A 12,803-nucleotide genomic window follows, 5' to 3' on the forward strand; every position below is an offset into this window, starting at 1 on the left:
CTCTCCGCCTTATTTTTATTTTTGCTCACCTCCTCCATTGCCTTTTAACAGGCGCAGCGAACCCCTCAGTTGCGGTAAACCGAAAAGGATGGGGAAAAGTAATCACATGATTCTTTGAGTGTTTTGACTATATAGCGTTTACGGGGCTTATTTTTTGATACATGTAGAATTTTTATCCATCGATTAGTGATGGCATAAAGAAATAGCAAATTGATAATTACCAGGCATGTTTAATTTGCTAATTAATTGCGGCAATTACATTAAATAAATGTAATTTATTTTAGGTGAGGTAAATCGACAGGTAATAAAAAAGCCAGTCAGGAAACCTGACTGGCTTTTAAGCGCTTAGCGCATCAACGATTAATCGTTGTCAGAACCGCCCAGGCCTGCGTTCAGCAGTTCTGCCAGGTTGGCAGACGCTTCTTCTACGCTCACCTGCGGCGCAGCCGGCTGTTCGCCCGCTGCGCGACGGCGCATACGATCCTGGTGGTACGCATAACCGGTACCCGCCGGGATCAGACGACCCACGATGACGTTCTCTTTCAGACCGCGCAGTTCGTCGCGTTTGCCCGCAACGGCTGCTTCGGTCAGCACGCGAGTGGTCTCCTGGAACGAGGCCGCGGAGATGAAGGACTCGGTTGCCAGAGACGCTTTGGTGATACCCAGCAGGTCGCGGGAATAGGTTGCCGCAACTTTGCCATTCGCTTCAAGCTCGCGGTTAGCGATCTTAACGCGGGAGTATTCAACCTGCTCGCCTTCGAGGAAGTCGGAGCTACCAGCACTTTCGATGGTCGCTTTACGCAGCATCTGACGAACGATAACTTCAATGTGCTTATCGTTAATCTTAACGCCTTGCAGACGATAAACGTCCTGCACTTCGTTGGTGATGTAACGCGTTACCGCGTGTACGCCACGAAGACGCAGAATGTCGTGCGGCGCTTCCGGACCGTCGGAAACCACGTCACCACGTTCTACACGTTCACCTTCGAACACGTTCAGCTGACGCCATTTCGGAATCATCTCTTCGTACGGTTCGCTACCGTCTACCGGGGTGATAACCAGACGACGTTTCCCTTTGGTTTCTTTACCGAAGGAAATGATGCCGCTGATTTCAGCCAGGATTGCCGGCTCTTTCGGACGACGTGCTTCGAACAGATCCGCAACGCGCGGCAGACCACCGGTGATGTCCTTGGTACCGCCAGATTCCTGCGGAACACGGGCCAGGGTGTCACCAGAGCTGATCTGTACGCCATCTTCCAGCTGAACAATCGCTTTACCCGGCAGGAAGTACTGAGCAGGCATATCGGTGCCTGGGATCAGAACGTCGTTGCCCTGAGCATCAACAATTTTCAGCGCCGGACGCAGATCTTTACCACCGGAGGTACGTTCTGCGGAATCCAGAACCACCAGCGAAGACAGACCGGTCAGCTCGTCGGTCTGACGAGTAATGGTCTGGCCGTCGATCATGTCAGTGAAGCGGACGAAACCACTCACTTCGGTGATAACCGGCATGGTATGCGGATCCCAGTTTGCAACGGTTTCACCGCCAGCAACCTGTTCGCCGTCGCCTTTCGCCATAACGGAACCGTAAGGCACTTTATAGCTTTCTTTCGTACGACCGAATTCGTCGATCAGCTTCAGTTCGGTGTTACGAGAGGTGATAACCAGTTTACCGCTGGAGTTCACAACCGACTTCGCGTTGCTCAGACGGATGCTACCTTTGTTTTTCACCTGGATGCTGGATTCAGCAGCCGCACGAGATGCCGCACCACCGATGTGGAACGTACGCATCGTCAGCTGTGTACCCGGCTCACCGATGGACTGTGCCGCGATAACGCCGATAGCCTCACCTTTGTTGATGATGTGGCCACGCGCCAGGTCACGACCGTAGCAGTGCGCACATACACCAAAGTCGGTGTCACAGGATACAACGGAACGAACTTTGACGGAGTCAACGGAGTTCTCTTCCAGCAGGTCACACCAGTGCTCGTGCAGCAGCGTGTTGCGTGGAACCAGAATGTCCGCGGTACCCGGCTTCAGAACGTCTTCAGCAGTCACACGACCCAGTACGCGATCGCGCAGCGGCTCTTTAACGTCGCCACCTTCGATAACCGGCGTCATGGTGATGCCTTCCAGGGTGCCGCAGTCGTCTTCAGTAACAACCAGGTCCTGCGCAACGTCAACCAGACGACGAGTCAGGTAACCGGAGTTCGCTGTCTTCAGTGCGGTATCCGCCAGACCTTTACGAGCACCGTGGGTGGAGATGAAGTACTGGAGTACGTTCAGACCTTCACGGAAGTTCGCGGTGATCGGCGTTTCGATGATGGAGCCATCCGGCTTCGCCATCAGACCACGCATACCAGCCAGCTGACGAATCTGTGCCGCAGAACCACGCGCACCGGAGTCGGCCATCATGTAGATGCTGTTGAAGGAAACCTGCTGTTCTTCCTGACCGTCACGGTTAATAACGGTTTCGGTTTGCAGGTTATCCATCATCGCTTTGGATACACGATCGTTCGCCGCAGCCCAGATATCGATAACTTTGTTGTAGCGTTCGCCCGCAGTAACCAGACCAGACTGGAACTGTTCCTGAATCTCAGCAACTTCAGCTTCCGCTTCGCTGATGATTTCGTATTTTTTCTCCGGGATGACCATGTCATCGATACCAACGGACGCACCTGAACGCGCTGCATAAGCAAAGCCGGTGTACATCGTCTGGTCCGCAAAAATAACGGTCGGTTTCAGACCCAGAATACGGTAACAGGTGTTCAGCATCTTGGAGATCGCTTTCTTACCGAGCGCCTGGTTCACGATAGAGAACGGCAGACCTTTCGGTACGATCATCCACAGAATGGCACGGCCAATGGTCGTGTCTTTCAGGCTGGTCTTCGCGACGAATTCACCATTGTCGTCTTTTTCGTATTCGGTGATACGCACTTTAACGCGCGCATGCAGAGAGGCCAGACCGGCGCGATAAATACGCTCCGCTTCTTTCGGGCCAGTCAGCACCATGCCTTCGCCTTTGGCGTTAACACAGTCACGGGTCATGTAGTACAGACCCAGTACAACGTCCTGAGACGGAACGATGATTGGTTCGCCGTTCGCCGGGGACAGGATGTTGTTGGTAGACATCATCAGCGCACGCGCTTCCAGCTGGGCTTCCAGCGTCAGCGGTACGTGAACAGCCATCTGGTCACCATCGAAGTCGGCGTTATATGCCGCACAAACCAGCGGGTGCAGCTGAATAGCTTTACCTTCGATCAGAACCGGTTCGAACGCCTGAATACCCAAACGGTGCAGTGTTGGCGCACGGTTCAGCAGTACCGGGTGTTCGCGGATAACTTCGTCCAGGATATCCCAAACGACGGCTTCTTCGCGCTCAACCATTTTCTTAGCGGCTTTGATGGTGGTGGCCAGGCCACGCAGTTCCAGCTTGCCGTAGATGAACGGTTTGAACAGCTCCAGCGCCATTTTCTTCGGCAGACCGCACTGATGCAGACGCAGGTATGGACCTACGGTGATTACAGAACGACCGGAGTAGTCAACACGCTTACCGAGCAGGTTCTGACGGAAACGACCCTGTTTACCTTTGATCATATCGGCCAAAGATTTCAGAGGACGTTTGTTGGAACCGGTGATCGCACGACCGCGACGACCGTTATCCAGCAGGGCGTCGACCGCTTCCTGCAGCATACGTTTTTCGTTGCGTACGATGATGTCCGGCGCAGCCAGATCCAGCAGACGTTTCAGACGGTTGTTACGGTTAATGACGCGACGATACAGATCGTTCAGGTCAGAAGTCGCAAAACGACCGCCATCCAGCGGAACCAGCGGACGCAGATCTGGCGGCAGAACCGGCAGAACGGTCAGGATCATCCACTCCGGCTTGTTGCCAGATTGAACGAACGCTTCCAGCAGCTTAATGCGCTTGGTCAGCTTTTTACGCTTGGTTTCGGAGTTGGTTTCGTTCAGCTCTTCACGCAGCTGCTCGCACTCTTGCTCCAGGTCCATGCTTTTCAGCAGGGCCTGAATAGCTTCGGCGCCCATCTTCGCGTCGAATTCATCACCGAACTCTTCCAGCGCGTCCAGGTACTGCTCTTCAGTCAGAATCTGGTTGCGTTCGAGGTTGGTCATGCCACCTTCGATAACAACATAAGATTCAAAGTACAGTACGCGTTCGATATCACGCAGCGGCATATCCAGCAGCAGACCGATACGGGACGGCAGAGACTTCAGGAACCAGATGTGGGCAGTCGGAGACGCCAGCTCGATGTGGCCCATGCGCTCACGACGCACTTTGGTCTGGGTCACTTCAACGCCGCACTTCTCACAGATAACACCACGGTGTTTCAGGCGCTTGTACTTACCGCACAGGCACTCATAGTCTTTTACTGGCCCGAAAATACGAGCGCAGAACAGACCGTCACGTTCTGGCTTGAACGTACGGTAGTTAATGGTTTCCGGCTTTTTAACTTCACCGAAAGACCATGAACGGATCATGTCTGGCGATGCCAGAGCAATTTTGATCGCATCAAACTCTTCGGTTTTAGTTTGCGCTTTCAGAAACTTTAATAAGTCTTTCACGGATTTGCTCCCGTCGGAGTTAGCACAATCTGGCGCCGGGTTTTACCCCGGCACCAGTGACCTGTTTGAGCGAGAGTTACTCGTCTTCCAGTTCGATGTTGATGCCCAGCGAGCGGATTTCTTTCAACAGTACGTTGAAGGATTCCGGCATGCCCGGTTCCATCTGGTGGTTGCCGTCCACGATGTTTTTATACATCTTGGTACGACCGTTCACGTCATCAGACTTAACGGTGAGCATTTCCTGCAGGGTGTAGGCCGCGCCGTATGCTTCCAGCGCCCACACTTCCATCTCACCGAAGCGCTGACCACCGAACTGCGCCTTACCACCCAGCGGCTGCTGAGTAACCAGGCTGTAAGAACCGGTGGAACGAGCGTGCATTTTGTCGTCGACCAGGTGGTTCAGTTTCAGCATGTACATGTAACCCACGGTTACCGGACGTTCGAACTGTTCACCGGTGCGGCCGTCAAACAGAGTGATCTGACCGGAAGTCGGCAGGTCGCCCAGCTGCAGCAGCTCTTTGATTTCAGCTTCTTTCGCACCGTCGAATACCGGCGTTGCGATTGGCATGCCTTTACGCAGGTTTTCAGCCAGACGCAGAACTTCTTCATCGCTGAAGGTATTCAGGTCAACTTTCTGGCGAACGTCAGCGCCCAGATCGTAAGCACGCTGGATGAATTCGCGCAGTTTCGCGACTTCTTGCTGCTGTTTCAGCATGGCGTTGATCTTATCGCCGATGCCTTTCGCAGCCATACCCAGGTGAGTTTCCAGGATCTGACCGATGTTCATACGAGACGGTACGCCCAGCGGGTTCAGTACGATATCTACCGGCGTACCGTTAGCATCGTGCGGCATATCTTCGATCGGGTTGATCTTAGAGATAACACCCTTGTTACCGTGACGACCCGCCATCTTATCACCAGGCTGGATACGGCGTTTAACGGCCAGGTATACCTTAACAATCTTCAGCACGCCCGGTGCCAGATCGTCGCCTTGGGTGATTTTACGGCGTTTCGCTTCGAGTTTTTTCTCGAACTCGTGTTTCAGTTCGTCATACTGCTCAGCCAGTTGCTCCAGCTGATTTTGTTTCTCTTCGTCGGTCAGGCCCAGTTCCAGCCAGCGATCGCGCGGCAGTTTGTCGAGCTTGTCAGCTTCAACGCCACCGGCAACCAGCACAGCGTAGATACGGCTGAACAGACCAGCTTCGAGGATCTGCAGTTCTTCAGACAGGTCTTTTTTAGCCTGCTTCAGCTGCATCTCTTCGATCTCAAGAGCACGCTTGTCTTTTTCTACGCCGTCACGGGTAAACACCTGAACGTCGATAACGGTACCAGAGACACCGTTCGGTACGCGCAGAGAAGAGTCTTTAACGTCAGACGCTTTCTCACCGAAGATCGCGCGCAGCAGTTTCTCTTCCGGAGTCAGCTGGGTTTCACCTTTCGGGGTTACCTTACCAACCAGAATGTCGCCGCCGGTCACTTCCGCACCGATATAAACGATACCGGATTCATCCAGTTTAGAGAGCGCGGCTTCACCCACGTTCGGGATGTCAGCGGTGATCTCTTCCGGCCCCAGCTTGGTGTCACGGGACACGCATGCCAGTTCCTGAATGTGGATGGTGGTGAAACGGTCTTCCTGGACAACACGCTCGGATACGAGGATGGAGTCTTCGAAGTTGTAGCCGTTCCACGGCATGAACGCTACGCGCATGTTCTGACCCAGCGCCAGTTCACCGAGGTCGGTGGACGGGCCGTCGGCCAGGACGTCGCCGCGTTCAATTGGTTCACCCAGGGACACGCAAGGCATCTGGTTGATGCAGGTGTTCTGGTTAGAACGGGTGTACTTGGTCAGGTTATAGATGTCGATACCTGCTTCGCCCGGGTACATCTCGTCTTCGTTAACTTTGATAACGATACGGGAAGCATCCACGTACTGAACGGTACCGCCACGTTTAGCCACCGCAGTAACACCGGAGTCAACGGCAACAGCACGTTCCATACCGGTACCAACCAGCGGCTTATCAGCGCGCAGAGTCGGAACCGCCTGACGTTGCATGTTCGCACCCATCAATGCACGGTTGGCGTCATCGTGTTCCAGGAACGGGATCAGGGACGCACCGACGGATACCACCTGCTGGGTGGATACGTCCATGTAGTCAACCTGGTCGCGGCTGAACAAGCTGGATTCGCCTTTACTACGGCAGGTAACCAGATCTTCAACAAAGTGGCCTTCGTCATCCAGGTTGGAGTTCGCCTGAGCGATGACGTAGTTACCTTCTTCGATAGCAGACAGGTAATGAATTTCGTCGGTAACAACACCGTCGGTCACTTTACGATACGGGGTCTCAAGGAAACCGTATTCGTTAGTCTGTGCGTATACGGACAGGGAGTTGATCAGACCGATGTTCGGACCTTCAGGCGTTTCGATTGGACATACGCGACCATAGTGAGTCGGGTGTACGTCTCGAACTTCGAAGCCTGCGCGTTCACGGGTCAGACCGCCTGGGCCGAGTGCGGAGATACGACGTTTGTGCGTAATCTCAGACAGCGGGTTGTTCTGGTCCATAAACTGGGACAGCTGGCTGGAACCAAAGAACTCTTTCACTGCTGCGGAAATCGGCTTGGCGTTGATCATATCCTGAGGCATCAGGGTATCCAGATCGCCCAGAGACAGACGCTCTTTAACCGCACGCTCTACACGCACCAGGCCAACGCGGAACTGGTTTTCCGCCATTTCGCCAACGGAACGGATACGACGGTTGCCGAGGTGGTCGATATCATCGACTTCGCCTTTACCGTTACGGATATCGATGAGCTTCTTCATCACTTCGATGATGTCGTCTTTGCTCAGGATACCGGAACCTTCGATTTCGTCGCGCAGCAGAGAACGGTTGAACTTCATACGACCAACCGCGGACAGATCGTAGCGGTCTTCGGAGAAGAACAGGTTCTCAAACAGGCTTTCAGCCGCTTCACGAGTCGGCGGCTCACCCGGGCGCATCATGCGGTAGATTTCTACCAGCGCGCTCAGACGATCGTTGGTTGGGTCGACGCGTACAGTTTCAGAAATGTACGGACCGTGGTCCAGATCGTTGGTGAACAGCGTTTCGATACGCTTGTGGCCGGACTGGCTCAGTTTAGCCAGCAGATCCAGGCTCAGCTCCATGTTCGCCGGGCAGATCAGTTCGCCGGTCGCTTCGTCGATGTAGTCTTTAGAAGCAACTTTACCCGCGATGTACTCAACCGGAACTTCGATATGTTTGATATCGTCTTTTTCCAGCTGGCGAATATGGCGCGCGGTAATACGACGGCCTTTCTCAACGTACACTTTACCGTTGGCTTCGATATCGAAGGAGGCGGTTTCACCGCGCAGACGCTCCGGTACCAGCTCCATCTGCAGCTTGTTGTCGCGAATTTCAAAGACCACTTTCTCGAAGAACAGGTCAAGGATCTGCTCAGTGGTGTAATTCAGCGCGCGCAGAATGATGGTTGCAGGCAGTTTACGACGACGGTCGATACGAACGAACAGGTTGTCTTTCGGGTCGAATTCGAAGTCCAGCCAGGAACCACGGTAAGGAATGATACGTGCGTTATACAGGACCTTACCGGAAGAGTGAGTCTTACCTTTGTCACTGTCAAAGAAGACGCCCGGGCTACGGTGCAGCTGAGAAACGATAACACGCTCGGTACCGTTGATAACGAAGGTACCGTTGTCGGTCATGAGCGGGATTTCGCCCATGTAGACTTCTTGTTCTTTAATGTCTTTAACGGTGCCTTCCGGCGCTTCGCGCTCGTAGATCACCAGACGCAGTTTCACACGCAGCGGTGCGGAATACGTCACGCCACGGATCTGACATTCTTTAACATCAAAAACAGGTTCGCCCAGACGGTAGCTGACGTATTGCAGCTCTGAATTACCGCTGTAGCTCTGAATCGGGAATACGGAACGGAAGGCTGCTTCCAGACCATACTGCCCTTCAGGATCTTGCTCGATAAACTTCTGGAACGAGTCAAGCTGGATAGAAAGGAGATAAGGCACATCCAGAACTTGTGGACGTTTACCAAAATCCTTACGAATACGTTTTTTCTCGGTATAGGAGTAAACCATAGGGTTCCTCAGCTCGCTGACAAGTCGACCCATCTGCCCGGAAAGGGCAGTTTTTTATGCAACACTATTTTGTTGACCGGAAAATGGAACACTTTCCGCAATGCCTGTTGCTATCACGCTTAAACCATTTCATTGCGATTTACACAGCCCAGGAACCCTAACCTGTCGCAGTATATTAAGTCGTCGATAGAAACAAGCATTGTGAGGCAAACCAGCAGTCAAACAGTGTGAAATGCTACTGGCGCCTTACAGCGCAAAAAGGCTGGTGACTAAAAAGTCACCAGCCTCAGCCTAATTTCTCAGGCTGCAACCGGAAGGGTTGGCTTATTTAACTTCAACTTCAGCGCCAGCTTCTTCCAGAGATTTTTTCAGAGCTTCAGCGTCGTCTTTGCTGATGCCTTCTTTCAGTGCAGCCGGTGCAGATTCTACCAGGTCTTTAGCTTCTTTCAGACCCAGGCCAGTCGCGCCACGTACTGCTTTGATAACAGCAACTTTGTTAGCGCCAGCAGCTTTCAGAATTACGTCGAATTCAGTTTTTTCTTCAGCAGCTTCAGCCGGGCCAGCAGCTACAGCTACAGCAGCAGCAGCGGAAACACCGAATTTTTCTTCCATTGCAGAGATCAGCTCAACAACGTCCATTACGGACATAGCGGATACTGCTTCAATGATTTGATCTTTAGTGATAGACATTTAAATTGTTCCTGAATATCAGAATAAGTTTATACGTAAGCGAGTGCTTTACAAAGATAACTGCGATTAAGCAGCTTCTTTCGCATCGCGTACAGCAGCCAGAGTACGAACCAGTTTGCCAGCCGAAGCTTCTTTCATGGTTGCCATCAGGCGTGCAATTGCTTCTTCGTAGGTCGGCAGAGTTGCCAGGCGGTCGATTTGCGACGCCGGGATCAGCTCACCTTCAAAGGCAGCGGCTTTGACCTCAAATTTTGCATTCGCTTTCGCGAACTCTTTGAACAGACGAGCAGCAGCGCCCGGGTGTTCCATAGAGTATGCAATCAGGGTCGGACCAACAAACGTGTCTTTCAGGCACTCGAACGGAGTACCTTCAACGACGCGGCGCAGCAGGGTGTTACGAACAACACGCATGTAAACGCCAGCTTCACGACCTGCTTTACGCAGTTCAGTCATTTTATCTACAGTTACGCCACGGGAATCCGCAACTACTGCAGACAGCGCGCCTTTGGCTACTTCGCTGACTTCAGCAACAATCGCTTGTTTGTCTTGAAGATTTAAAGCCATTAGCTTTGCTCCTGGATGTTTGCCAGAGCTTATGCTCTGGAACTCACTTCACTCTATTCAACGAATAGAGCGTCTTAATACGGTGAGCAGAAACAAGCCAGAGTATCCAAAAAATAATCTTAGCGTTCTGTCACCGTCTACGCAGGGGATTAAGTTTCTTACGAAACACCTGCGGTCTTCGACGGAGGCCTGGATAGGCCAGGCTCCAACGAACAAATTCTTCCTATGACTTCGTCCTTCGAACCGCAGCGGCGTTAGCTGCTCTCGTTCACACCGGTCATGTAGTTAACTACACTCCCGGTGATTCACTCGATTGCTGCCTTGCTGCAATTCAAATGACTCGCATAGCGTCTGTCTTATTGACAGAATCGTGGGGGTAAGATTGTAGACAAAATCACCGCCCACGTAAAGGCATTAGTTTGCAGAAGCGTTCAGGCCAGCCTGATCTACTGCAACACCTGCACCCATGGTGGTGGAGATGCTAACTTTCTTGATGTACACGCCTTTAGCCTGAGTCGGTTTTGCTTTTTTCAGCGCAACCAGCAGAGCTTCCAGGTTTTCTTTCAGTTTGTCAGCGTCAAAGTCCACTTTACCGATGGTGGTGTGGATGATGCCGTTTTTGTCGTTACGATAACGAACCTGACCTGCTTTAGCGTTCTTAACCGCTTCAGCAACGTTAGGAGTTACGGTACCAACTTTCGGGTTTGGCATCAGGCCGCGCGGGCCCAGAACCTGGCCCAGCTGGCCAACAACGCGCATTGCATCCGGGGAAGCAATAACAACGTCAAAGTTCATTTCGCCTTTCTTGATCTGGTCAGCCAGATCTTCCATACCTACCAGCTCGGCGCCTGCAGCTTTAGCAGCTTCAGCGTTCGGGCCCTGTGCAAATACGGCAACGCGAACAGAACGGCCAGTACCGTGCGGCAGTACAGTTGCACCACGTACGTTCTGGTCAGATTTACGAGCATCGATGCCCAGGTTTACAGCAACGTCAACGCTTTCAACGAACTTAGCGGTCGCCAGTTCTTTCAGCAGAGAGATGGCTTCGTTGATGTCGTACTGTTTAGTTGCATCAACTTTCTCACGAATCACGGACATGCGCTTGGTCAGTTTAGCCATTTCTTAGTCCTCCACTACCAGGCCCATGGAACGTGCAGTACCTTCGATGGAGCGAGTCATCGCTTCAATGTCGGCACCAGTCATGTCGGCAGCTTTGGTCTGCGCGATTTCCTGCAGTTGAGCGCGGGAAATTTTACCAACTTTCTCTTTGTTCGGCTTACCGGAGCCGGACTTGATACCAGCCGCTTTTTTCAGCAGAACTGCTGCCGGCGGAGTTTTGGTAACGAAAGTGAAAGAACGGTCAGCGTAAACGGTGATAACAACCGGGATTGGCAGACCTTTTTCCATGGATTCAGTTTTTGCGTTGAACGCTTTGCAGAATTCCATGATGTTAACGCCCTGCTGACCCAGTGCTGGACCAACCGGCGGACTCGGGTTTGCCATACCAGCTGCAACCTGCAGCTTGACGTAGGCTTGTACTTTCTTAGCCATTCTTAAATCCTCGAATTGGGTATTAACGCTTCAGAGAAGCTCCCCGTGATTAAACATCGTTTTACGGGCCAGGCCCATAAAAACAAAAGGCGCGAAATTGTATTCCAATTTCGCGCCCTATGCAACGATTAAATCGCTGCTTTTTTGATCGCCGGCTTACGCCTTCTCAACCTGACCGAAGTCCAGCTCTACCGGAGTCGCACGACCGAAGATAGAAACGGAAACTTTCAGGCGGGACTTCTCGTAGTCCACTTCTTCAACAACGCCGTTAAAGTCAGCAAACGGACCGTCGTTAACGCGAACCATTTCGCCCGGTTCAAACAGCGTTTTCGGACGCGGCTTATCGCCAACCTGCTGCAGACGGTTCATGATGGCATCGACTTCTTTGTCGCTGATCGGCGCCGGACGGTCGGAAGTACCGCCGATGAAGCCCATCACGCGCGGGACGCTGCGCACCAGGTGCCAGCTCGCGTCGTTCATGACCATCTGAACCAGAACGTAGCCTGGGAAGAATTTGCGTTCGCTTTTGCGACGCTGGCCGCCACGGATTTCAACCACTTCTTCGGTCGGAACCATGACTTCGCCAAACAACTCTTCCATGTTGTGTAATTTGATATGTTCACGCAGCGAAGTAGCTACGCGACCTTCAAAACCGGAAAACGCCTGAACGACGTACCAGCGCTTTTTAGGAGCTTCAGACATCTCAGAACCTCAGGCCAGTGATAAAGGATACCAGGCGAACCAGAATACCATCCAGTCCCCACAGGATCAGTGACATTACTGCAGTTACGGCAGCAACAATCAGCGTGGTGTGCAGCGTTTCCTGGCGGGTCGGCCAGATCACTTTGCGGACTTCGGTTCTCGCTTCGCGGGCGAAGGCGACAGTCGCCTTACCTTTTGTCGTTAACAGAGCGACGCCACCGGCAGCAGCGATAAGAATCACCACGGCCAGCGCACGGATCGCCAGCATAATGTCGCGATAAAGGAAGTTGCCTACGATGGCTACGATCAGCAGCACGGCAACGATAACCCACTTCAACGCTTCCAGGCCGCGCCCGCTCCCTTGAGCTTCGGTATTCGCACTCATAAACCAACCTGTCACAAGAATTCAGACAAACATCTTCGCCCCGCGTTAAATGCGAGGCGACCAAACCGAAATGCTCTGCTGCGTTTCGGACTTTACGCCCTCTTCAGAGCCTGTCTCAGCAATGATTATGACAAAAAAAATCACTGATGAGCCAGGTTCTGGTGTGAAAGCGTGCAAAAAGGGCATCAAATGATGCCCTTTTATTGCGCATTGCGTCAAATG

At 52.6% G+C, this 12,803-nt stretch carries 8 protein-coding genes; all 8 read right to left on the reverse strand.

Going from position 1 to position 12,803, the window contains the following annotated elements; all coding sequences use genetic code 11:
- Positions 1-360: 360 nt before the first annotated feature.
- The 8 genes from rpoC to secE all read right to left on the reverse strand — a co-directional run bounded on the left by rpoC (position 361) and on the right by secE (position 12,581).
- Complete coding sequence (gene rpoC / locus ABLV66_RS24150) at positions 361-4,584, reverse strand: DNA-directed RNA polymerase subunit beta' (protein ID WP_045397360.1); 4,224 nt, start codon at positions 4,582-4,584, stop codon at positions 361-363.
- Between the two features lie 76 nt (positions 4,585-4,660).
- Positions 4,661-8,689, reverse strand: coding sequence for a DNA-directed RNA polymerase subunit beta (gene rpoB / locus ABLV66_RS24155; protein WP_015704004.1), 4,029 nt, complete (start codon positions 8,687-8,689; stop codon positions 4,661-4,663).
- A 324-nt stretch (positions 8,690-9,013) separates the two neighbouring features.
- Entirely contained in the window at positions 9,014-9,379 is a 366-nt protein-coding gene (gene rplL / locus ABLV66_RS24160) for a 50S ribosomal protein L7/L12 (protein WP_003033114.1), read from the reverse strand.
- Positions 9,380-9,445: 66 nt separating this feature from the next.
- The gene (gene rplJ, locus ABLV66_RS24165) at positions 9,446-9,943 is read right to left on the reverse strand and encodes a 50S ribosomal protein L10 (protein WP_004097644.1); all 498 of its coding nucleotides are present in this window, start codon (positions 9,941-9,943) and stop codon (positions 9,446-9,448) included.
- A 414-nt stretch (positions 9,944-10,357) separates the two neighbouring features.
- Positions 10,358-11,062 (reverse strand): 50S ribosomal protein L1, encoded by a 705-nt coding sequence (gene rplA, locus ABLV66_RS24170; RefSeq protein WP_015368826.1) that lies wholly within the window; start codon positions 11,060-11,062, stop codon positions 10,358-10,360.
- Positions 11,063-11,065: 3 nt separating this feature from the next.
- Positions 11,066-11,494: a 50S ribosomal protein L11 gene (rplK, locus tag ABLV66_RS24175; protein ID WP_020079906.1), complete on the reverse strand. Its 429-nt coding sequence runs from the start codon at positions 11,492-11,494 to the stop codon at positions 11,066-11,068.
- Positions 11,495-11,650: 156 nt separating this feature from the next.
- Entirely contained in the window at positions 11,651-12,196 is a 546-nt protein-coding gene (gene nusG, locus ABLV66_RS24180; protein WP_007665882.1) for a transcription termination/antitermination protein NusG, read from the reverse strand.
- Between the two features lies 1 nt (position 12,197).
- Positions 12,198-12,581 (reverse strand): preprotein translocase subunit SecE, encoded by a 384-nt coding sequence (gene secE / locus ABLV66_RS24185; RefSeq protein WP_015368827.1) that lies wholly within the window; start codon positions 12,579-12,581, stop codon positions 12,198-12,200.
- Positions 12,582-12,803 lie beyond the last annotated feature (222 nt).

This window comes from Klebsiella sp. CN_Kp073, assembly GCF_040065495.2.
Lineage (GTDB): Bacteria > Pseudomonadota > Gammaproteobacteria > Enterobacterales > Enterobacteriaceae > Klebsiella > Klebsiella aerogenes.